Here is a 20,718-nt window from a genome sequence, read left to right on the forward strand (position 1 = left end):
ATATAATTGGCTGTACGCAAAAGCCGGCAAATAGCTGTGAAAGGTTCCGCTTCTCCTAAAAGCAAACCGCCGGTTTAGGCCTGCTTTTAATAAAACAGGCCTAAACTGGCGGCTAAAAAACAGTAAGAAGTTGCTTAGGTAGTATGCTGCATCTGGGTGAGTTTGTGATACAGCCCTCTTTGTTGCACCAACTCTGAATGGTTGCCGCGCTCTACAATGCGGCCACCCTGCAAAACAATGATTTCATCGGCGTGCTGAATGGTGCTAAGGCGGTGGGCAATCACCAGAGACGTGCGGTTCTTCATGAGGTTGGTCAAGGCTTCCTGCACTAGTTTCTCAGATTCGGTGTCCAAAGCCGAGGTGGCCTCGTCCATGATTAGAATAGGCGGGTTTTTAAGGATGGCGCGGGCAATGCTCAGGCGCTGGCGCTGACCACCCGATAGTTTGCTTCCTCTATCGCCAATCACGGTTTGGTAACCATCCGGGGACTGCGTAATGAACTCGTGGGCATTCGCAATCCTGGCTGCGGCAATTACCTCTTCCTCGGTGGCATCGGTCTTGTTGAAGGCGATGTTGTTGAAGATGGTGTCATTGAACAGGATAGACTCCTGCGTGACAATGCCCATCTGCTCTCTGATGGAGTGCAAAGAACAATCCCGAAGGTCTAGTCCGTCAATGGTGATAGCTCCCTCTGTAGGGTCATAGAAACGAGGAAGTAAGTCTGCCAACGTCGATTTTCCGCCACCCGATGGGCCTACCAACGCGATGGTTTTCCCTTTAGGGATACGTAGGTTGATGCCCTGTAGAATAGGGTCATTGGCGTACTGGAAACTCACATTCTTAAACTCGATGGCCTGGGTAAACTCTGGCAAAGTCTTAGAATCTGGCCGATCCCGAATCAGAGGCTCGGTGTCAATCAAAGCAAGTACCCGCTCCCCCGAAACCAATCCACGTTGGATATTGCTGAAGGCGTTGGAGATAGCTTTCACCGGCACCAACACCTGAGAGAATAAGGCCAAATACGCGATCAAATCCTCGCCGCCTAAGTCAGATTCCCCACGCAGCACCAAAGAACCGCCGTAGAATAAAATACCCGCCACCGCCGATACACCCATAAACTCAGAGAAAGGCGAGGCCAAACTGCGCTTGTTGTTCATGGAGGTGATGATGCGCGCGTACAGGCTGTTGCTTTGTCTGAACTTACCCAGCACGTACGGCTGCGCATTGAATCCTTTGATCACGCGCAAACCGCTCAAGGTTTCATCAATAATGCCCAGAATAGAACCCAGCGCATCCTGCCCCTGAGAGGACTGTCTTTTCAGTTTCTTGGAAATGCTGGAGATGATCAAACCTGATATTGGAAGTACCAGCAAGCTAAAGAAGGTGAGCTGCGGCGATATGTAAAAAAGCACCACAAAGTAGCCAATCAGTAGAAAAGGCTCCCGAAACAGTACGTTCAAGGTACTCACTACCGAGTTCTCTACTTCCTGCACATCATTGGTTAGCGTAGACATGATGTTGCCTTTGCGCTGGTTAGAGAAGAAGCCTAGCTGCAGTTGGGTCAACCGCTCAAACACTTGCATTCTTAAGTTCTTCACCACCCGGGCCCGCACCACGCCCTCAATCCGGAGACCGATGTAGCGGAACACGTTGGCCAGCAGTACCGAGATGACAAGCAGAATGCAGATAAAGCGCAAGGCACCAATGTTACCTTGGGTCTGAATGATCTGGCCCACGTGGTAGTAAAAGAATTGCGTAAACCAGCTGATATTGAATTCAAAAGCCGGCACAGCCCTGGGAATCTCATTCATGCTGTTGGCTTGGCCAAACAGGACTTTCAATAAAGGGGCAAGTAGTCCGAAGTTCAAAACCCCAAAGATGGTTGCCAGTAACGTGGCAATGGCGTACCACGGAACGTATTGACTAAACGGCCGCGCAAATTTTAAAATGCGGAAATAAGTTTTCATTCCTGCAAAGGTACGGCTTTGCAGGAATGAAACAGCACCACGTTTTAACTAAGCCTTTTAAGCCTGTTTTCCAGGAAAGGGACATAAAAACAGATCGGCTCCTTCTGTAGAAGAGAAGGAGCCGATCTGCTTACGAGGCGTTTTGATGAAAGAAGCCTAGAACTCGTGGGTGCGCTGCGGAATGTTCCACCGGAAAGAAACGCCCGTGAACGCGTTGTTCCGGTCATAGCGGTCATCCTCGGCATTGGCGCGGCGTACCACTTGGGTGACATCCAAGAACATGTTATACCTTAACTGGAAGGATGCGGTGGCCTCGCCGTAAATCTGGTCTGTGGTGATGCCGCTGCCAATCTGGTAGCCGTAATCGCCCTGGCGGGTGGTGTATGGTTTCAGAACATTACCTCCGTAGTTGTACTCAATAAGCCCGCCTTCTGGGTTCAGGGGATCAACGGTAGGCTCCGGGTCCTGGCCGTAACGGGTAGCAATGGCTTTGGCGGTAAGGGTCAACTTAGGGATGGGCTGATAGCGCACAATGGCTACGGCCTCGGCCAAGTTTGCGCCCATGGGGTGTGCCAGCGGTTGCAAGTAATGCTGGTAGTTTTTAGAGGGATCCTCATGCTGGTAGGTGAAAGGACGGGCCAGGTTGAGTTCTCCCTGCAAATCTAAGTTAGAAACCCCGAAGGCGTCAATGTACTTGGCGCCACCTTGCAGGGCAAATTTGTTTCCCCACCAGCCGTTACCTGCACGTAGTTCACTAATCAGGAATTCATCCAGCACGGCTTGTCCATAGAGCTGCACGCGGTTGTAGATGTTCCATTTGAAATCCATCCCCAGCAAGGCGTTGTCTTCAGAGCCTAAGCCCTGTTCAATGCTGCGGTAGAAAATGACTGGGTTCAGGTACTGCAGCTCAAACCGGCCTCTATCACGGCCAAAGATCACCGACTCAAACACGCCCACGTTCAGGTTGGGCAGGATGTTCACGCTCAAGTGGTGCAGGGTCATGTACTTTTTGGCGTACAACTGGTCTACCTGTTCAAAGTCCTGGGTGAGCTCGGCGTAGAGGTTGGTGTACTGCAGTTTCCAGATCTGGGTCTGCAGTTTCAGGAAGAAGTACGGCGCCGCGTAGTCAGACAAAATCATGGAGCGTAAACCGTTGCCGATGAAGTTGCGGTCATGGCCCAGCATCACGCTGATGTGTTTGGTGGCTGCGTAGTTGATATAACCTCTCGCCGAGAAAAAATCATAGCCGCCGGTGCCAAAAGGCTTCCAGTAAGCTTCGTGCGGTACAATGTTGTCACGTGAAACCCTCTCGTTCACGTAGCCGGGCAGCTTTGCCTGGTTATCGGCTAGGAAGGTGTAGAATCCTAGTTTCTCGTCAATGGTGCCTTCTACCTGTAAACCCCTGGTGTTGATGTAGCGCAAACCGTCGGTCTCGGTGTCTTTGCCGGCCTGCAGCCCAATGACTGGGTTCACGCGCAAGGTGAAATCAGGGCTTTCATAATGGTAGAGATCGGTCTTGTTTCTGAAAAACGGGCCCAAAGAGCGCTGGCTTTCGTTCGTGCGCGTGTTGCGGGTGTAATTCCAATTATCGTTGATCAGGTAATTGACATTGTACTCATCGGTGCGGGAGCCGGAGTTAGCATCCTGCCGGGCTTCTTCGCCTAGTCTTGCTACCCGGGCGCGGCCATAAGGTCTGAAAGAGGTGTGCAGGTCTTCGGTGTTGTGCTTGATGTGGTAGCGGTCAATGACCCGGTACACATCCTGGTTTAAAGGCACAGTGGCGTCTTGTGCCGTTGCAGAACCTGCCAGAACTAGAAGACCCAACAGCAGACGGTAAGTTTTTCTCATATAGAAGGAGTTGTGGACGCGAAGTTAGTGGATTTTTGACCGTGTACTCTCCTGAAGGCTTACGGGTTGCTTGCGGCGTTCTGCGCATTAACGTCAGAAGTAGCCTGATGCTTTTACCTTCTTTTCTGAAAAGTAGGGCGAAATTGGCGTTGACACTAGTTTGCCGAGGCGGCGGCTGCTTCAATACAATCCCGAAAACAGTATCTTGCCGGTAAGATGATACAACACCTGCGCCGTCATGAGATAAATCTGGAGCGTTGGGAGGCCTGCCTGCTGAAAGCCTACCAGCCCTTGGTGTATGTGCGGGCCTGGTATTTAGAAGTGGTGTGCTCCGGTAACTGGGAGGCGTTGGTAGAGCTACAAGGGGAGGAGTACGTATCGGTGTTTCCTTTCCCGGTTAGGTCGCTTTTAGGGAAGAAAAAAGTGTACCAGCCGCTCTTTACCCAGCAACTGGGTTTGGTGATCACACCAGCCAGCCAACACCTGGTTTTAGAGGAATACCTCGCTTTCTTGCCGGGGAAGTTCACACAGATACAGTACCAACTGCCTTGGACGAGTGAAGTGCCTCTTGTGCTGCCAGCCCCATGGACGTACAGAACGAGGCCTAATTATGAGTTGAGTTTAGCGCCCGATTATGACCATCTAGAGCAAAACTACTCTTCTAATCTCCGCCGGAACCTTAAAAAAGCAAGTCAGCAGCCATTGAATATGGCACCGGCGCACTCTATAAAAGGGTTGGTAGCGTTGTTCAGGACCACCAAAGGCAAAGAACTCACAGAACTCAAGAGCAGGCATTATGCAAAGTTAGTAGCCTTGTATGAACGGGCCAGGCAGGAGATGGCAGGTCAGGTATGGGAGGTGCGACATCAGAATAGGCTGTTGGCGGCTGCTTTTATTCTTCAGATAGACCACCGCATCACCTTTTTGTTTGGGGCCAGTTCTGCCGAAGGAAGGCAAAAAAGCGCCATGGCGTTTTTGTTAGACCAGCTAATCAGGCAGGAGGCCGGCTCGGGGAAAACCTTTGATTTTGAGGGGAGCGAAGTGGCCGGCGTCGCGAATTTTTACGCGGGCTTTGGCGCGCAGCCCGTCCCTTACGTATCTTTAAGCATCCAACCTAAACCATCGGCCCTGCAATGGACTCCAACCGTCTTCACATACTTAGCCAAACACCTTCGTTAGCCAATCATTTTATTTCTGAGTTGCGCGACGTGACGGTGCAGAAAGACAGCTTGCGTTTCCGGCGTAACCTGGAGCGCCTGGGCGAGGTGATGGCGTACAAAATCTCCGAGACGCTTCCTTACCAAGAGCAGACCATTGAGACTCCGTTAGCCCCAACGCAGCAAACGCTGTTGGTGGAGTTTCCGGTGCTGGCCACTGTGCTGCGCGCCGGCTTGCCGTTTCACCAAGGCTTCCTGAATTATTTTGACCATTCTACCAGTGCTTTTGTGGGAGCTTATAGGGTAGAAGGGGGGCGTCAGCTGTCTGTACACTTAGATTACATGGCTACCCCGCACCTGGAAGATAAGATTTTGATTCTGGTGGACCCCATGTTGGCCACCGGAAAATCTCTGGTGCTTACGTATAAAGACATGCTGCGTTTTGGTACGCCTAAACGCATTATTATTTCGGCCATCATCGCCAGCCCTGAAGGGGTAGCCCACGTACATGAACAAATCCCCAAGGCGGAATTGTGGGTGGGTGCCTTGGATGAGCGCCTGAACGAGCAATCGTATATAGTGCCGGGCTTAGGCGATGCCGGGGACCTGGCCTTTGGGTCAAAAAGTTAACAGAAGAAAAATGGTTTAAACTAAAGGTTTATGGCTGTGAATGTTAACGATAGTTGTATCTTTAATGCCCCCATATTTTGTGTGTGGTTGAGTTGAGGCGTCTTCGTATAAGCTTTGTTATGCTTCTGGGTTTTACTTTTCTGTTGAAGGCTGTATGATTTCTGCAGTTCTAAAATATATCTCTGTCTATCTGCTGAGCGCTGTAAAGTTCTTCGGCGGTCCCTTGGTAGGCTTAACCATGGGTATTCCGTTCTGGGCTACCGTCTGCCTCACCATTGCCGGCATGATGACCAGCGTATTTCTATTCTCGCTTATCGGGTCAGCTGTGCATGACCGGTACGTGGCCCGGCAGCGGGCAAAGAACAAGCCTATGTTCAGCAAGAAGAACCGCCGTATCGTTTCGGTTTGGAAACGGTTTGGCATGTCGGGCATCGCTTTTCTTACCCCAGTGCTGTTCACCCCTATTGTGGGCACCGTACTGGCTACCGTTCTGGGGGTATCTAAAAGCCGCATCTTATTGCACATGCTCTGGAGCGCCGTTTTCTGGGGATTTGCTGTAACCCTTACTTTGTACAAACTAAGCCATTTGCCTTTTCTACAGTTTCTTAAATAAAGGTTAATTCTTTTAGGTATAAAACGAGAGAGCCGCATGTAAATCATGCGGCTCTCTCGTTTTAAGGGCCTTCTCAGGAAATAAGGCCGAAATGTGTGCAATCAAAGTTCTAACCTCTAGCTTTTTGTGATGAACAAATCAGGATGTTTTCTGATGAACTGAATCTTAGCCTGCGCAAGTTCGCGCGGAAGAGAGTCGCGCATGACCTGGTATTCATCATACAAACTGTCGAAGCTCTTTGTGTTGATTCCTATAAGAATGCTTTCTTCTATTTCCCAATGGTGAGGAACACCGTACAGTTCATCAATCACTCCTTGTTTTCGCATAATCAGGTAGGCACTTATACATTGCTCAAGTATATCAACCATTTTACGGTTGCCCATAAGCTTGTATCCATTTAGTGCTTCTACTGCAAACGTTCCATTGTTTTGTAGGAAGAAATCAAAGTAACTGCCATTTAAAAACAAGCTGCTTTCAAAAAGATAGGTAGCGAATACCGCTTGTATTCCTGACGGTAGTTCTTGCAAGGCAACTCTCTCCCAATCCATTTGATTCTGGTTTTTGGAAGGTCTCCCAACACTTGCTATTCCTGCTTCAGCGAAGATGATGATGTTTTGCTCCAACTCTTCATCACTCCATTGGTCTAGGTGCTCTTTTGTTAATGGGGTCTTCAGGAGAGACAGTTGCTTGATTTTGGAAAAATGCTGCAGGACAGGATCAGTTTTAGCCTGCTCCTCTTTGTAATTCCTTTTCAGCTCTTGTCTTCTCTGCTTGTCCATCTAAGAAACCATCACCAACCAACTACCGGCTCTTGCGCTTGCTGCCGCCACCGGCTTTGGTTTTCTTCCAACCGGCTTTCTTGGCGTCTCTCACTTTGGCACCCTTGCCTTTGTTTTCGTACTGAGGGCGGGCTTTTTTCTCGTGGAAAGCTCCTTTAAAGTCTGGGTCTTCGCGGCGGCGTTGGTTGTCCAGCTCTTTGTTGATCACTTGCTGCTCTTCAAACGGCGTTTCGTACACCCTTACTTCTTGGGGCAGCGGTTCTTCCGGAATCTGCATTTTGATCAGCTTCTCAATGCGCTCAATGTGGTGCATCTCGGCCTCGTTCGCGAAGATGATGGAAGCACCTTTCTGCTCGGCACGGCCCGTACGCCCGATGCGGTGCACGTAGTCCTCGTAAATAATGGGCACGTCAAAGTTAATCACGTGGCTCACGTCATTGATGTCAATGCCGCGGGCCGCCACATCCGTCGCCACTAAGTATCGCACCTCACCGTCTCTGAAAGCTTCCACAGCGTTGATGCGGGTGTTCTGGCCTTTGTTTCCGTGGACCACGCGCACACCGCCCTGGCCTTTGCGATCCAAGAAGGAACTCACGTTGTCGGCGTTGGTTTTGCTGCGAGTGAAGATCATGACGCGGTTAAACGTCTTCTTGTCCTCAAAGAGGTATTCCAGTAAGGCGATCTTGGTGCGGAGGTTAGGTACGCGGTACAGTTTCTGGCTCACGGTTTCCACCGGGGTGGCCTGTGGGGTTACTTCCACCACCATCGGGAACTCCAGGAACTCCTCTGACAAGGTGTGCACCCGCTCATGCATGGTGGCCGAGAACAGCAGGTTCTGCCGTTTCCGGGGGATAATCTCTAAAATCTGCCGGATCTGAGGCATGAAACCCATGTCCATCATCTTATCGGCCTCGTCCAGCACCAGCGTTTTGAGTTCTTTCAGGTGCAGCTCGCCTTTGCGGTAAATGTCCATGAGGCGGCCGGGCGTGGCTACCAAGATGTCAATTCCGGCCTGGATACGCTCAATCTGGGTTTTCGGACCTACACCGCCGTAAATGCCTACGGTACGCAGATCAAGATAAGCGCTGAATTTGTGGATGTTCTCCTCAATCTGCATCACCAGCTCGCGGGTAGGAGCCAGAATGAGCGCGCGTGGGTGTTTGCCTTGGGCGTACTTCACTTTCATGAGCAGCGGCAACACATAGGCCGCCGTTTTGCCCGTTCCTGTCTGTGCAATCCCCATCACATCGTGCCCGGCCATGGCCAGGGGGATGGTTTGCACCTGAACAGGGGTGGGTTTCTGGTAGCCAAGTTCCTCAATGGCGTTCAATAGCTGACGGTTCAGCTTGAAATTCTCGAAACTAGGTAGCGCCTCTTCTTCCTGCGCGGTTTCCTCCGTTGCCTCTGGGGCTATGTTTTCGTCCTGCTCGGGGGCAAGGTTTTCGTTTTCTTCTTCTATCATTGGTGCAAAGGTACGGAATTGAGATTTGTGTCTACCGTTCACTCTTATAATACGTTATTAGGCTGGTTTTGGGAAAAGAGGTTGAAATCAAAAGTATTCGGTGTGGGGAATCAAGATCACCTTTATCTTAGCGCTATGAACAGCATCCTGATCAAGAACGCCCAACTGGTGAACGAAGGCCAGATCCAGACCGCCGATGTCTTGGTGAAAGACGGGTACATCCATAGCATCAAACAAAACCTCAACGTTCCCGCCGATACCGTCATTGACGCCAAAGGCCAGTACCTGCTGCCCGGCATCATTGACGACCAGGTCCATTTCCGGGATCCCGGCCTTACCTACAAAGCCGATCTGTATTCTGAGCCCAGAGCGGCTGTAGCCGGTGGCGTGACCACCTTCATGGAAATGCCCAACACAGTACCCAATGCTACTACCCAGGAACTGCTTAAGCAGAAGTATGACACCGCGGCGGAAAAGTCGTTGGCTAACTACTCGTTCTTCATGGGCGGGACCAATGACAACCTGGAGGAGATCCTGAAGACCGACCCGCGCAGCGTTTGCGGCATTAAGCTGTTCATGGGCTCCAGCACCGGCAATATGCTGGTAGATAACGTGCAGACGCTGGAGGAAATCTTCAAAAAATCACCTATGCTCATAGCCACGCACTGCGAAGATGAGGCTACCATCAGAGCAAACATGCAGCGCGCTACCGAGGAGTACGGCGAAGAGAACATTCCTATGAGCGCGCACCCTGTGATCAGAAGTGTAGAAGCTTGCTACAAATCGTCCAGCATGGCAATAGAGTTGGCCAAGAAGCACAATACCCGCCTACACATCCTGCACATCAGCACCGAAGAGGAATTGGCCTTGTTCAGCAATGACGTACCCCTGGAGCAGAAACGCATTACCGCCGAGGTCTGCGTGCACCATCTTTGGTTCGACGCGGCCCAGTACGAGACCTTGGGTGCCCAGATCAAATGTAACCCCGCTATTAAAGAAGCGCGTCACAAAGAAGCCTTGTTCCAGGGCTTGCTGGACAACAAACTAGACATCATCGCCACGGACCACGCGCCCCATACCTGGGAAGAAAAACAGGCTCCTACCTATAAAGGAGCCCCATCTGGTTTGCCTTTGGTGCAGCACTCACTACAGGTCATGCTGGCGTTTTACAAACAAGGGAAGATCTCGTTGGAGCGGGTGGTGGAGAAAATGTGCCATGCCCCAGCAATCTGTTTTCAGGTAGAAAAGCGCGGGTTCATCCGGGAGGGCTACTGGGCCGATCTGGTATTGGTTGACCTGGAGCAAAGCCAAACGGTGACTAAAGAGAATACCTTTTATAAATGTGGCTGGTCTCCGTTAGAAGGCCAGAACTTGCCAGGTGTGGTGACGCATACTATCGTGTCTGGGCACTTGGCTTATCAGAACGGACAATTTGATGAGAGTAAGCGTGGTGAAAGAGTGCTGTTTAGCCGGTAATGTTTACCCATTGACTAAAAAACTATTCTTTTGAGGACGAGGAAGATCCGAGGCTTGAAGCGGAGGCAGAAAAACATAGACGCTTGGTTTGAAGCAAACAAGCTTATCAACTTGAATCTGCTTAAGAGAACAGGCTATTATTACTGTAAAGCCAAGATACACCCATGGTCTAATCTGTATTATGATGCAACATACCCATCGGGCTATAGGAAACAGTTGTTCTCAAAGCTTTTGGATATCCATGATTTTTGGAAAGCACAACTGGCGGCTAATTTTGCAGAGTTCTACCTCGCTATTTGGGTCTTTGAGCGTGATTTTATAGACTCTCAGGTCGTTGCGGCAGTTGGGGAAAGTGTTTCCGATTATGAGGGAATGTGGCCTAAGGCCCAGTCCCAAGTTTCCTTTCCAACCAAGCTTTTTAATAATGAGTTAGAGAGAATCAAACTTTTCAATTGGTTTACTTCAGACGATGTGAGTTTTATCCGCGAAAGCGATTTCTTGGATGCAAAAATTGGTGACTTTTTTAGCCAAGATGATTATTATGGATATCAACGATATTACCAAAAGCTTGTAAAGGCAAATACGCCCATCAGATTGGTTGGAGAGGAGACTGATCAAGAAAGGATGTTTGTTTTAAGGCTAGGTAATGTTTGGATTGGTAACCAAGAAGCATGCCCTTCAAGCGTTGGAAAGATTCTTTAACATATTGTTCAGTGGCTCTTTATACACAGAGAAAGAAATTTCTAAAGAAAATTAAGGGCAGAAACTTGCGTTGAATGCCCTAACCCACTACTTTTGCTATCCAATTACACGGTGGCCGTAGTTCAGCTGGTTAGAGCACCAGATTGTGATTCTGGAAGTCGTGGGTTCGAACCCCATCGGCCACCCCAAAAAGCTCCTGATTCGTCAGGGGCTTTTTTTGTTTTCGGGCTGTTTTCCTGAGAATAGCCCATAAGCAATTAAATTTAACTTTGAGCGGAGGTGCGGCGCAGAGCCAACTACTTCCGGTAACTGAAGAACTGTAAAAGAAAACACATGAGTCTATTAGTAATTGGGTCGGTGGCGTTTGATGCGCTGGAAACTCCGTTCGGGAAACGGGATAAGATCATCGGCGGAGCCGGAACCTTCATTTCCTTATCAGCGGCCAACTTTGTGCAGCCGGTGAACCTGGTGTCTGTGGTAGGGGGCGATTTCCTGAAATCAGACATTGAAATGATGCAGAGCAAAGGCATCAACACAGACGGTCTGCAGATCAAAGAGAATGAGAAGTCGTTTTTCTGGTCGGGACGTTACTTCAATGACATGAACAGCCGCGAGACGCTGGTAACAGAGTTGAACGTGCTGGGCGACTTTGACCCGATTATCCCGGAGAGCTACCAAAACTGCAAATACCTGATGCTGGGCAACCTGGCCCCGCAGGTGCAGCGGCAGGTGATTGAGCGCCTGAACAACCGCCCCAAGCTGATTGTGATGGATACCATGAACTTCTGGATGGACATCGCGCTGGATGACCTGATTCAGACCATTGGCATGGTAGACGTGCTCAGCATCAACGACGAGGAAGCCCGTCAACTGAGCGGTGAGTACTCTTTGGTGAAAGCCGCCAAGAAGATCATGGGCATGGGACCTAAATACCTTATCATCAAAAAAGGCGAGCACGGCGCGCTGTTGTTCCACGAAGAAGAAGTGTTCTTCGCGCCGGCTTTGCCGTTGGAGGAAGTGTTTGACCCAACCGGCGCCGGCGATACGTTTGCCGGAGGTTTCATTGGCTACCTGGCCTCTACTGATGACATCAGCTTTGAAAATATGAAACGCGCGGTGATCCATGGTTCGGCTATGGCTTCCTTCTGCGTAGAGCAGTTCGGGACCGAGCGCCTGGTGGACCTGCAGCCTGATGAGGTAGTGCAGCGTGTGCTGGAGTTTGTGAAACTGGTGAATTTCCAGCCACAGCGTAGCTAATCTCTTTTTTAGGCGATTTTCCTGAAGTTGGGCCTTAAACAAGTATGATATTTAAAAGCGACGGGGCTATTGATCTGTATCAATAGCCCCGTCGCTTTTCTATTTTAGAGCAAGTTGCTCTTTACTTAGACCTCAACCACCTTCTAGCCGATTTCTCATCGGTGAAGTACTGGATTTCAATATCGCCGCGCTGGGCCATGTGTTTGTTAGTGGATTCCACGCTCATCTTCCCGAAGAAATCCTGCGGAATGAGAAAGGCCATGTGCGTAACGCCTGCGCTGATGGCTTTAGGAAACCATTCCTGGTTTATCCATTCCTGGCTTTCTTTTTGGATGATCTTGATCTTGCTGGTGTCTACCAATATCTTGGAATACCCAGTCTGCAGTACCAGGGCAAGACTGTCCTCGGCAATCTGCTTAAACTCGTGGTACTTCAAGAAACCCTCAAACGTGGCTTGCACAGCCCGTAAAATTGTGTCTGTTTGGTTCGTCCTCATGCTGCATAAAGGCAGTAACACACCTCCCGGTAGGTAGACGCTGCCTGTCCATTTTCCTAACGTGTATAGAGCTTGGTTTAGTGAAAAGGAATCGAAAACTGCTAAAAATTCTTACATTCTGCAAAGATTTGTTTAGGTTGGTTTTTGCCTGATTGAAAATGCGGAAGAAAAGCGAAACATCGGTGGCCATTTTTCTGGGAGCAGTGGTGTTCTTGGCGTTGGAAGTGGCCGTGTACTACGGCATGGTGACCTGGCTGATTCCCACGGCTCCGGAAGTAGAGGAGCAGGGCGGCTTTATTGTGCGCAACTGGAACAAGGTCATGTATTTCATCCTGATCTACATGGGTCTATTGGTAGGAGCCTTGCTGTTTGCCAGTTCGCTGGTGCCCCGCAGCTACCGCAAGCACGTTCTTTTCTGGTTTTACCTGTCTTTGCCCACGTTATTGGTGCTTCTTGTCCTAGCTTTTAGCTGATATAGTCATATACTTTTGCTTAAGGCCCTCGTATAGGAAGGTATCACTTAACCAAACGGAGGATTTTATGAGCAGCAATAAAAAGAATCACAGCGGAGAAAAGGATAACAAAAAAGGCGGTTTTATTGATAACACTGACAAAAACCACCTGACCCCGGATGATCAAACGCCCCAAACTCCTGAAAGTAGCTACATGAGCTCTAAGAGCGGTGGCACCACCATTCAGGACGAGCGTGCGGTATCCAGAACCGGTAACAACAACCGCGAAGGGGTGAATGCCTCTTACGGCGATGGCGGTGACCGTCCGCGCAGCAACCCAAGCGATAACCAAGTAGACCGCGGTAAATAAGAGACACCGCTAACAAACAAAAAAGTGGGGGCTGTTCTTCAAAGAGCAGCCCCCACTTTTTTTGCCTTTTCATCAGTCTCAGGTTCTATGAGAAGTAACTTTCCCCACCCCAGAACTCAGGACTATCTCACCATGTGCCGGTAGATCATCTCTGAGACGTTAGCCATAGCAGTGATACCGGCTTTTTCATCTTCCAGGCTTTTAGAGAGCAGCACCAGTACGTATTGGCGGCCATCTGGCAGGAACACAATGCCGGAGTCATGACGCACGCCGGTAATCCAGCCGGTTTTATGGGCCACTTTCACGTTTTGGGGCAGTTTTGCCGGAATCACATCCTTAAACTTCTGGTCCAGCAGTACTTTAATCATTTCCTGTGAGGCAGCCCGACTCACGGTTTGCCCTTGGGCCATTTTCTGGAAGAGCACCATCAGGTCATAAGCAGTAGTGGTGTTGTTCAGCCCCTGTCGATACGCCTTGGTGTCTTCCACCCCACGCAGCACCTGAATGTCTTTTGCGCCGAGGTCCCGCATGGTTTGGGTTACTTTCTTCGCATCCAGCTGCTCAATCACGATGTTGGTAGCCAGGTTGCTGCTCTGGATGATCATTTTATACAATAACTCCGACAAAGGGCGTTTCTGCCCCAGTTGCGTGTAGAGTTCCTGCTCGCTGTCATCCTCGGGCGCTATGCTGAAAGGGCTACCGTCTACAATACTCTTGAACTCATTTTTCACCAGGATAGAATCAGTGATGGCAAACCGGCCTTCCTCGGCTTGCTTGTAAGCCTCAATAAGTACCGGCGTTTTCATGGTGCTGGCTGCATGGAAGCTTTCGTGCTCGTTCACTAACAATTCCTCGCCGGTTTTCAGGTCTTTGAAGGCCACCGCAAAGGTGCCTTTTTGTTTGCCCAGTTCGGCTAAGACTTCTTCTCTCAGTTGAAGCATGTTCTTTTTCTGTTTAGAGATGGTACAGCCCAGCAACAGGAGCGCCAAGGCAAGTACAGAGATTTGAGAACGCATCTTCTTCGGGTTTATCATCAATTGAATATAAGTCTCCGCTTCTTAGTTGGGCCCCAGGGAGGAAACGGAGACATTTACCGCTGTTTTCCTGAAAATGGCCTTGAAACGTGTCTTTTACGCTTTGCGGTCTTTTGGTGCGTCATTGAAGTCCTGCTTCAGCCAGTGTTTGAAATTAGCTTGTTGCTCTGGGCTAGCCTTGGGATTCTTTGTCACGCAGTACTGCGGCAGGTAAACCGTACCATTTGGCGTAAGCGTAACCGTTTTCAAGGCTTTTTGCCGAAACAACGTGATTTCTATCTCCGCTTTGTTTTTGATAAGATTTGCAAGGTTGCTGTTCTCCAGTTTCCGGCCGTTGATGGCGATTAATTCGTCATCTACAGAAAGCGTCGCTGATGCTGGAGAGCCAGGGGCAACATAGCCCACCACTGAAGAAGAAGTTTGGGTCGGGTTCAATCGGAAGCCATACAGGCTTTCGTACGGCAGCACAGCCGGTTCTTTCTCCAGGGTACAGCCCACGTACTCCAGGGCGGGCGCTAGCCAATTCTCAAAAGGAACCGTCCCGAAAATCATTTCCCTGAAATACCGTTCCAGGGAGACCCCCGCCACTTCCTCGGCTAGTCGTTGGTAATCTCCTTCGGTGTAGCCAATGCCCGGTTGCCCAAACTCTTGCCACATGCGGCGCAGCACCTCATCCAGAGAACGGGTATTTTGGGTAGCTTTTCTAATTTCCAGGTCCAGTACCAAGGCCGCAATACAGCCTTTGTGGTAAATGCTCACCTTCCGGTCTGGGATACCGGGCTTGTAGCCGTCCAACCAAGTGTCAAAGGAAGAATCAGCCACGGAGAGTTGCTGTTCCCCTTGGTCTACTGTGTGGCGCTTGAGTACGGTGTTCAGTTCCTGAAAATATTGGTCAGCGGTGAACACGCCACTGCGGGCCAGCAGGTAATCGCCATAGTAAGTGGTGACGCCCTCGGCCACGTAGCCGGTCCTGAAGTAGTTCTCACAGGTGAAATCATATGGTAGCATCTCCTTGGGCCGGATTTGCTTGATGTTCCACGTGTGAAACAACTCATGGCAGCTCACGCCCAGTAGTTCTTTGTAGAGAGCTGGGGTCATCAACTGCTCTGATGGCCCCAAGGTGATCACGGTGGAATTCAGGTGTTCCACCCCGTGGTAATGGGTAAAAGGCAGAATGATGTTCAGGAAATGGTAATCCCTCACCGGAAAAGTCCCGAATAGGGCCAATTGCTCCTTGGTGAAAGCTTTGAAATGGGGAATGATCTGTTTCCAGTCTGGGGTGCAATCACCCTGAAACCACACGTGGAACGGGATGCCCTGCTCTTCATATACCCCATGCTGCAAAGTGGCACTGGCGATGAACGGAGAGTCTACTAAATGGTCAAAGTTTTGGGCTTGTAACGTGTGAGGGGCAGGTGAAGGCAATCCGCAGGCAATCTGCCAATGTTTGGGTAAAGTCAGTGCCAGCGTACAGGCTTCCTGCTCCTGACCTTCTAAGGTGAGCAAGCAATTCACCGGGTTTACGTACAGGAAATCTTCGGCTACCCAGGAGCCGCCCGCGTCCATCTGCCGGGCGTAAAAGTTGTAGCGCACCTCCAATGCCTCGTTCCCCTGCGTCATCACCTGCCAGCGGTCTTTCGTTACTTTGCGGAAGGGGAGGGGAGAGCCATCTGGTGCGAGTACCTCAAAGCTCTGCAGCTTCTGGGCAAAGTTTTGCAGTTCGTATCGGCCGGGGCGCCAGGCAGGCAGTTGCAGGTAAACCTCTGGGGCGGTAATATTCTCAATAGACGTCCGGACTTGCAAAAAGCCGGAGAGGGGGTTCAAGGAGGAGAGATGGTAGTGTGGCACGGTGTGTTAGGTATAAGAATATTGGTCTTAAATTCTGTAACGAAGGTAGAGGGTTTTCGGCCTGATTTCAGAAAAACCGGTTAAAAATGGAGATCAGATGGTTTTTTCAAATACCCCCGGAATTTTAGTTATTCTACTTTGGTTAGCAGGGCTGCCGAGTTCCTTTTTATGACGGTGCGAATTGGTTTTTAATCCTTTAAAAGGTTTCTCTGCTTTGAGCTTACTTTTTAAAAATGGGCCGAAAAATGCCTTTCTTTGCGCCAGATGATGTAGCAAGGCTTTCAGAAGAGAGAGGTAACATGCAAATAATCAAATTAAAATGTGCAAAGGGGTTTGATTTATCAGAATTCATTTCCTAATTTTGCAGCCCTTAATATAATGTTTAGTGTAAGATGAAAAGAACATTCCAACCTTCGCAACGCAAAAGAAGAAATAAGCATGGTTTCCGCTCTAGAATGGAGACTGCCAACGGACGTAGAGTATTAGCTAGCAGAAGAGCTAAAGGCCGTCATAAACTGACTGTTTCTGACGAAAGAAGACACAAAGCCTAATTTTTCTGAGTAGCTCGCTGCAAGGCGCCTCGCGAATGGGTACCTTCACTGAACATTCTGCAGAAGAGCATTCGATTTCTTATAGATTTCTGAAAGAAGAACGTTTACGGAGCAAAAAGCTGATTGAACAGCTTTTCCGTGAAGGTTCTTCTTTTAATTCCTATCCACTGCGTTTTGTGGCGCTGCACGTGCCCGGCCCTTCTGAACTCCCCGTTCAGGTATTGGTGTCAGTGTCTAAGCGGAATTTCAAGAAAGCCGTAGACCGTAACCGACTCAAACGGCAGATGCGCGAAGCATATCGCCTCAACAAACACGTGATTTCTGGGTCAACTACAGAGAGCGGCACTTGGTATATTGGTATTCTTTATATAGGGAAAGAAAAAAATCCTTTCAATCTTATCAGCAAAAAACTAAATTCAGGGCTAGTGCGTTTGCTTACTAAATAGTTTTTCCTATTTTCATTGCTGCTGATATGTTGAAGAAAACTTTTGCCGGCCTTTTGGTGGCGGGCACTGCGTGGGGCCTTTTCTCCTTCACGGGCGATGGTTCTGAACGCTATTTCGATATCGCTAAAAACCTTGACATCTTCGCCACGCTCTTCAAAGAGGTAAACACCTACTACGTAGACGATGTGGCTCCCTCTAAACTGGTGCGCACCGGCATTGATGCCATGCTCAAGTCACTGGATCCCTATACCAACTATATTCCGGAGGACGACATAGAAGATTTCCGCACCATGACCACCGGGCAGTACGGCGGTATTGGAGCTTTGGTAGGGAAAAGAGATGGTCGCATTATTGTTTCTTTGCCGCACGAAGGATCTCCTGCCCAAAAAGCTGGCCTAATTATTGGCGATGAGATCCTGAAGATTGATGGCGTTGACCTTTCCAAAAAATCAGACAACGAAGTAAGTAAGTTGCTCAAAGGGCAGGCGGGTACCATTGTTAAGTTAGAAATCAAGCGTTTCGGTGTGGACAAGCCCATGGTTCTGGACTTAACCCGCGCCAACATCCAGATCAACAACGTGCCTTACTATGGCATGGTCACCCCCGAGATCGGTTATTTGCAGCTTACTGGGTTTACCGTAGATGCGGGTCGTGAGGTACGCAACGCGGTAACTAAATTGAAGGAGCAAGGCGCCAAAAAAGTAATCCTGGATTTGCGGGATAACCCAGGTGGTTTGTTAAATGAGTCTGTTAACATCTCCAACCTGTTCTTGCCGCGCGGGAAAGACATTGTCAGCACTAAAAGTAAAGTGGCCGACTGGAACAAGATGTACAAGGCCTTAGACGAGCCTCTGGATGTGCAGATGCCTTTAGTGGTGTTGACCAGTAGCAATAGTGCTTCGGCCGCCGAGATCGTAGCTGGTGCTTTGCAGGATTATGACCGCGCCGTTCTGGTGGGGGAAAGAACCTTCGGGAAAGGATTGGTGCAGATGACGCGTCCGCTTTCCTATAACTCCCAGTTAAAGGTAACTACCGCTAAATATTACATACCAAGCGGCCGCTGTATTCAAGCCATTGATTACGCTCACCGTGATGCAGACGGCTCATTGCATAAAACTCCAGATTCCCTTCGTGTAGCATTCAAGACGGCTAGCGGGCGCGTGGTGTATGACGGTGGGGGGATTAGCCCAGATATTGAGGTGAAGGAACAGCCTGTGCCGGACATCATCCGCAAGTTGGTATCTAAAAACTACATCTTTGATTACGCCACCAGGTTCAGAGCCGCTAACCCAACGATCACCTCGGCTAAAGACTTCCGGCTATCAGATGCAGAGTACCAAAAATTCATGGCTTACCTGAACGGGAAAGACATCTCTTACTCTACCGACGTGGAGAAAGCCCTGGATGACATGATCAAGAAGGCCAAAGAAGACAAACACTACGATGAAGTGAAATCAGATATTGAGCAGATCAAGAAAAAGGTAGCTACCAATAAAGGGAACGACTTGATTCGGTTCAAGCCAGAAATTGTAGAGTTGTTGGAACAGGAAATTGTTTCTCGTTATTACCTGCAGAAAGGACTGGTAGAGTCTACCTTTAACGATGACAAGAATATAGTAGCAGCGGTGGAAGTCCTGAGTAATCTTTCCAGGTACCAGACCTTGCTAACTACCAGTACCAAGAAATAGCGTTAGCACTATAGTATATAGTATAGTAAGGGCAACCAGAGTATGGTTGCCCTTATCTTTTAGAATAGCGTAGCTTTGCAGAATAATTGCTGCATAGCCTTCTACTACATGGCCTACATTTTATCTTTAGAAACCTCCACCTCTGTTTGTTCAGTGGCGCTACATCAAAACCAGCAGCTGCTTTCTTACGCTGAGCTGCAGATGGAAAAATCCCACTCCTCGCATATCACCGTGATGGTGAAGCAGGTGGTGGAATATGCAGGTGTGTCGCTAAAGCAGGTAGAGGCGGTGGCGGTTTCTGGAGGGCCTGGTTCTTATACAGGTTTGCGCATTGGTTCAGGTACAGCTAAAGGGTTGTGCTTTTCTTTAGATAAACCTCTAATCTCGGTCAGCACGTTGGAGGCGATGGCGCAGCAAATCATCTCCGTCACGCCTGCCTCTGAGCGGTACCTGTACTGCCCAATGATAGATGCTCGACGCGCAGAAGTGTTTACTTGTTTGTTGACCCACACACTGGAGGTGCAACTGCCGGTAGAACCAATGATTTTAGAGGCCTCTAGTTTTGCTGCTTATTTAGAAAAGCAGCCCATCATCTTTTTCGGGAGCGGAGCAGCCAAAGCCAAAGAACTTCTGGCGTCTCACTCGAACGCTTTTTACCTGGAGAATGTTAAACCTACAGCCAAAGCCATTGGTGAGTTAGCCTGGCTAAAACTGCAGGCAAAGCAATTTGAAGATGTGGCTTATTATGAGCCCTTTTATTTAAAAGAAGTGTATATCACCAAACCCTCAGGGAAATAAAGGAACATGGAAGAGTTTGTAAACCGAGTTGCCAACAGCGGCCTCATTACTTTAAACCTGGAAGAATACCTGCACCCCGGAGAAAGAGTTGTCTACGATATAAAAGATAACCTCTTCATGGGGCTAATGCTGCGTGAAAAAGATTTCCGTGCCTTTGTAAAGGATAACGACTGGTCTCAGTACGCGGGCAAGAACGTAGCCATCATCTGTTCTACCGATGCTATTGTTCCCACTTGGGCTTATATGCTACTAGCGAGTAAGCTTCAGCCTTATGTAAACCGCTATGTGTTTGGAGATTTAGAGTCATTAGAGCAGGCCTTGCTGCAAGATGCTATCTCTAAGATCAATGTAGAGGAGTATCAGGAGGCGAAAGTAGTAATTAAGGGTTGTGGCCAAATACCAGTGCCCACCTATGCGTATGTGGAAATCATGCAGAAGTTGTTGCCGGTGGTTAGCAGCATTATGTATGGTGAGCCATGCTCCACCGTGCCGATCTACAAAAAGCCAAAGGATAAGGTAGCTACTGCCTAATTCTTCAACTGAGTAGGAAATACTTGCATCAAGTAATAGCTTTTGCCAAGGCTCTAACAGGGAGCGACCTTAACAAAAGCCAATCAGAAATTCGCTAATGAGAGGGAACTTCCCGGCGCCCGATCTTGGTTCTTGCCAAGGCTCCGGCAGGGAGCCGCTCTCAGGGAATACTGAAAAACCTCTTCCGCCCCGGGAACTTTCAGCTGTCCAAAAGCGGTTACACCTGAGGCTCCGGGTGGGAGCCAGCCAAGGAAAGCCCTCCTTAAAAAAACTTTCCCGCCTTAAGGAACTAAGCGCCACCGGTTTGCGGTTCCAGCTTAGTGCCAACCAAGGAAAAGCGGAAGATTCGGCTTGCGGAAAGGGGAACTTTGCTTACCTTTGCAGCCCGCTCGGCAGGAGGGGGCACGGAACTTAGTTGGAACGAAAGGCGAGGAAAAAAGTTTTCCGCATCCCTTGCGGGTTAGGAACTTCTTCTTACCTTTGCACTCCCTTCCAGAGAGGGGCTTCTTTAGGCGACAGGCTTGAAGGAAAACAAAAAAAAGTTTTGAAGATTGCTTGCAGAGAGAAAGAAGTTTCTTACCTTTGCACCCCGCTTGAACGGCAAGGTTCAGGC

The 20,718-nt window shown here is 49.4% G+C and carries 22 protein-coding genes and 1 tRNA gene; 14 read left to right on the forward strand and 9 right to left on the reverse strand.

The window, feature by feature from the left end; translation table 11 throughout:
• Positions 1-134: 134 nt before the first annotated feature.
• On the reverse strand, positions 135-1,967 hold the full coding sequence (locus ACW9SV_RS09400) for an ABC transporter ATP-binding protein (RefSeq protein ID WP_479556480.1): 1,833 nt from the start codon (positions 1,965-1,967) through the stop codon (positions 135-137).
• Between the two features lie 156 nt (positions 1,968-2,123).
• Entirely contained in the window at positions 2,124-3,815 is a 1,692-nt protein-coding gene (locus tag ACW9SV_RS09405) for a hypothetical protein (protein ID WP_479556481.1), read from the reverse strand.
• A gap of 216 nt (positions 3,816-4,031) precedes the next feature.
• Between ACW9SV_RS09405 and ACW9SV_RS09410 the strand changes: the two genes are divergently transcribed.
• From ACW9SV_RS09410 to ACW9SV_RS09420, 3 genes are all read left to right on the forward strand, one after another.
• The gene (locus ACW9SV_RS09410; RefSeq protein ID WP_479556482.1) at positions 4,032-4,994 is read left to right on the forward strand and encodes a GNAT family N-acetyltransferase; all 963 of its coding nucleotides are present in this window, start codon (positions 4,032-4,034) and stop codon (positions 4,992-4,994) included.
• Positions 4,949-5,602 (forward strand): uracil phosphoribosyltransferase, encoded by a 654-nt coding sequence (upp, locus tag ACW9SV_RS09415; RefSeq protein WP_479556483.1) that lies wholly within the window; start codon positions 4,949-4,951, stop codon positions 5,600-5,602. The genes ACW9SV_RS09410 and upp overlap by 46 nt, the downstream gene beginning before the upstream one ends.
• A gap of 154 nt (positions 5,603-5,756) precedes the next feature.
• Entirely contained in the window at positions 5,757-6,215 is a 459-nt protein-coding gene (locus tag ACW9SV_RS09420; protein WP_479556484.1) for a hypothetical protein, read from the forward strand.
• Positions 6,216-6,331: 116 nt separating this feature from the next.
• Here the strand turns inward: ACW9SV_RS09420 and ACW9SV_RS09425 are convergent, their stop codons facing one another.
• Together ACW9SV_RS09425 and ACW9SV_RS09430 are read right to left on the reverse strand one after the other, a co-directional pair.
• Positions 6,332-6,994: a DMP19 family protein gene (locus ACW9SV_RS09425; RefSeq protein WP_479556485.1), complete on the reverse strand. Its 663-nt coding sequence runs from the start codon at positions 6,992-6,994 to the stop codon at positions 6,332-6,334.
• A 22-nt stretch (positions 6,995-7,016) separates the two neighbouring features.
• Positions 7,017-8,456, reverse strand: coding sequence for a DEAD/DEAH box helicase (locus ACW9SV_RS09430; protein ID WP_479556486.1), 1,440 nt, complete (start codon positions 8,454-8,456; stop codon positions 7,017-7,019).
• Positions 8,457-8,591: 135 nt separating this feature from the next.
• On the opposite strand from ACW9SV_RS09430, the gene ACW9SV_RS09435 reads away from it, so the two are divergent.
• The 4 genes from ACW9SV_RS09435 to ACW9SV_RS09450 all read left to right on the forward strand — a co-directional run bounded on the left by ACW9SV_RS09435 (position 8,592) and on the right by ACW9SV_RS09450 (position 11,891).
• Positions 8,592-9,932, forward strand: a complete 1,341-nt coding sequence (locus tag ACW9SV_RS09435) for a dihydroorotase (RefSeq protein ID WP_479556487.1) — start codon at positions 8,592-8,594, stop codon at positions 9,930-9,932.
• Positions 9,933-10,163: 231 nt separating this feature from the next.
• Positions 10,164-10,634 carry a hypothetical protein gene (locus ACW9SV_RS09440; RefSeq protein ID WP_479556488.1) on the forward strand — a complete coding sequence of 157 codons (471 nt, stop codon included), beginning with the start codon at positions 10,164-10,166 and terminating at the stop codon, positions 10,632-10,634.
• A gap of 111 nt (positions 10,635-10,745) precedes the next feature.
• A tRNA-His gene (locus ACW9SV_RS09445) sits at positions 10,746-10,822 on the forward strand.
• Between the two features lie 145 nt (positions 10,823-10,967).
• Positions 10,968-11,891, forward strand: a complete 924-nt coding sequence (locus ACW9SV_RS09450; protein ID WP_479556489.1) for a PfkB family carbohydrate kinase — start codon at positions 10,968-10,970, stop codon at positions 11,889-11,891.
• Positions 11,892-12,012: 121 nt separating this feature from the next.
• Here the strand turns inward: ACW9SV_RS09450 and ACW9SV_RS09455 are convergent, their stop codons facing one another.
• Positions 12,013-12,387 (reverse strand): hypothetical protein, encoded by a 375-nt coding sequence (locus ACW9SV_RS09455; RefSeq protein WP_479556490.1) that lies wholly within the window; start codon positions 12,385-12,387, stop codon positions 12,013-12,015.
• 158 nt (positions 12,388-12,545) lie between these two features.
• Between ACW9SV_RS09455 and ACW9SV_RS09460 the strand changes: the two genes are divergently transcribed.
• Entirely contained in the window at positions 12,546-12,860 is a 315-nt protein-coding gene (locus ACW9SV_RS09460; protein WP_479556491.1) for a hypothetical protein, read from the forward strand.
• Between the two features lie 67 nt (positions 12,861-12,927).
• Positions 12,928-13,209, forward strand: coding sequence for a hypothetical protein (locus ACW9SV_RS09465; protein ID WP_210461896.1), 282 nt, complete (start codon positions 12,928-12,930; stop codon positions 13,207-13,209).
• Positions 13,210-13,331: 122 nt separating this feature from the next.
• Here ACW9SV_RS09465 and ACW9SV_RS09470 read toward each other — a convergent pair whose 3' ends face one another.
• The 3 genes from ACW9SV_RS09470 to ACW9SV_RS09480 form a co-directional block, all read right to left on the reverse strand.
• Positions 13,332-14,225: a serine hydrolase gene (locus ACW9SV_RS09470; RefSeq protein WP_479556492.1), complete on the reverse strand. Its 894-nt coding sequence runs from the start codon at positions 14,223-14,225 to the stop codon at positions 13,332-13,334.
• Positions 14,226-14,339: 114 nt separating this feature from the next.
• The gene (locus tag ACW9SV_RS09475) at positions 14,340-16,091 is read right to left on the reverse strand and encodes a M61 family metallopeptidase (RefSeq protein WP_479556493.1); all 1,752 of its coding nucleotides are present in this window, start codon (positions 16,089-16,091) and stop codon (positions 14,340-14,342) included.
• Between the two features lie 93 nt (positions 16,092-16,184).
• Positions 16,185-16,367: a hypothetical protein gene (locus ACW9SV_RS09480; RefSeq protein ID WP_479556494.1), complete on the reverse strand. Its 183-nt coding sequence runs from the start codon at positions 16,365-16,367 to the stop codon at positions 16,185-16,187.
• Between the two features lie 116 nt (positions 16,368-16,483).
• Here ACW9SV_RS09480 and rpmH point away from each other — a divergent pair, with 116 nt between their 5' ends.
• The 5 genes from rpmH to ACW9SV_RS09505 all read left to right on the forward strand — a co-directional run bounded on the left by rpmH (position 16,484) and on the right by ACW9SV_RS09505 (position 20,105).
• On the forward strand, positions 16,484-16,642 hold the full coding sequence (gene rpmH / locus ACW9SV_RS09485) for a 50S ribosomal protein L34 (protein WP_071885432.1): 159 nt from the start codon (positions 16,484-16,486) through the stop codon (positions 16,640-16,642).
• A 35-nt stretch (positions 16,643-16,677) separates the two neighbouring features.
• Positions 16,678-17,088, forward strand: coding sequence for a ribonuclease P protein component (rnpA, locus tag ACW9SV_RS09490; RefSeq protein WP_479556495.1), 411 nt, complete (start codon positions 16,678-16,680; stop codon positions 17,086-17,088).
• 26 nt (positions 17,089-17,114) lie between these two features.
• On the forward strand, positions 17,115-18,776 hold the full coding sequence (locus ACW9SV_RS09495; RefSeq protein ID WP_479556496.1) for a S41 family peptidase: 1,662 nt from the start codon (positions 17,115-17,117) through the stop codon (positions 18,774-18,776).
• Positions 18,777-18,884: 108 nt separating this feature from the next.
• A complete protein-coding gene (gene tsaB, locus ACW9SV_RS09500) occupies positions 18,885-19,574 on the forward strand; it encodes a tRNA (adenosine(37)-N6)-threonylcarbamoyltransferase complex dimerization subunit type 1 TsaB (RefSeq protein ID WP_479556497.1) in 690 nt (229 codons plus the stop codon).
• A 6-nt stretch (positions 19,575-19,580) separates the two neighbouring features.
• On the forward strand, positions 19,581-20,105 hold the full coding sequence (locus tag ACW9SV_RS09505; RefSeq protein WP_479556498.1) for a DUF2480 family protein: 525 nt from the start codon (positions 19,581-19,583) through the stop codon (positions 20,103-20,105).
• Positions 20,106-20,422: 317 nt separating this feature from the next.
• On the opposite strand, the gene ACW9SV_RS09510 is transcribed toward ACW9SV_RS09505, so the two are convergent.
• Positions 20,423-20,718, reverse strand: a 296-nt coding sequence (locus tag ACW9SV_RS09510; protein ID WP_479556499.1) for a hypothetical protein, incomplete at its 5' end; no start/stop codon positions are given.

Source organism: Rufibacter sp. JT20002 (assembly GCF_056491185.1).

Excerpts from the sequence above, each read along its gene's own strand:
- ACW9SV_RS09405 (WP_479556481.1), bottom strand. The coding sequence starts at position 3,815 with ATGAGAAAAACTTACCGTCTGCTGTTGGGTCTTCTAGTTCTGGCAGGT.
- upp (WP_479556483.1), top strand. The coding sequence starts at position 4,949 with ATGGACTCCAACCGTCTTCACATACTTAGCCAAACACCTTCGTTAGCC.
- tsaB (WP_479556497.1), top strand. The coding sequence starts at position 18,885 with ATGGCCTACATTTTATCTTTAGAAACCTCCACCTCTGTTTGTTCAGTG.
- ACW9SV_RS09505 (WP_479556498.1), top strand. The coding sequence starts at position 19,581 with ATGGAAGAGTTTGTAAACCGAGTTGCCAACAGCGGCCTCATTACTTTA.
- rnpA (WP_479556495.1), top strand. The coding sequence starts at position 16,678 with ATGGGTACCTTCACTGAACATTCTGCAGAAGAGCATTCGATTTCTTAT.
- ACW9SV_RS09420 (WP_479556484.1), top strand. The coding sequence starts at position 5,757 with ATGATTTCTGCAGTTCTAAAATATATCTCTGTCTATCTGCTGAGCGCT.
- ACW9SV_RS09460 (WP_479556491.1), top strand. The coding sequence starts at position 12,546 with ATGCGGAAGAAAAGCGAAACATCGGTGGCCATTTTTCTGGGAGCAGTG.
- ACW9SV_RS09430 (WP_479556486.1), bottom strand. The coding sequence starts at position 8,456 with ATGATAGAAGAAGAAAACGAAAACCTTGCCCCCGAGCAGGACGAAAAC.
- ACW9SV_RS09425 (WP_479556485.1), bottom strand. The coding sequence starts at position 6,994 with ATGGACAAGCAGAGAAGACAAGAGCTGAAAAGGAATTACAAAGAGGAG.
- ACW9SV_RS09470 (WP_479556492.1), bottom strand. The coding sequence starts at position 14,225 with ATGCGTTCTCAAATCTCTGTACTTGCCTTGGCGCTCCTGTTGCTGGGC.
- ACW9SV_RS09435 (WP_479556487.1), top strand. The coding sequence starts at position 8,592 with ATGAACAGCATCCTGATCAAGAACGCCCAACTGGTGAACGAAGGCCAG.
- ACW9SV_RS09455 (WP_479556490.1), bottom strand. The coding sequence starts at position 12,387 with ATGAGGACGAACCAAACAGACACAATTTTACGGGCTGTGCAAGCCACG.
- ACW9SV_RS09450 (WP_479556489.1), top strand. The coding sequence starts at position 10,968 with ATGAGTCTATTAGTAATTGGGTCGGTGGCGTTTGATGCGCTGGAAACT.
- ACW9SV_RS09495 (WP_479556496.1), top strand. The coding sequence starts at position 17,115 with ATGTTGAAGAAAACTTTTGCCGGCCTTTTGGTGGCGGGCACTGCGTGG.
- ACW9SV_RS09410 (WP_479556482.1), top strand. The coding sequence starts at position 4,032 with ATGATACAACACCTGCGCCGTCATGAGATAAATCTGGAGCGTTGGGAG.
- rpmH (WP_071885432.1), top strand. The coding sequence starts at position 16,484 with ATGAAAAGAACATTCCAACCTTCGCAACGCAAAAGAAGAAATAAGCAT.
- ACW9SV_RS09465 (WP_210461896.1), top strand. The coding sequence starts at position 12,928 with ATGAGCAGCAATAAAAAGAATCACAGCGGAGAAAAGGATAACAAAAAA.
- ACW9SV_RS09400 (WP_479556480.1), bottom strand. The coding sequence starts at position 1,967 with ATGAAAACTTATTTCCGCATTTTAAAATTTGCGCGGCCGTTTAGTCAA.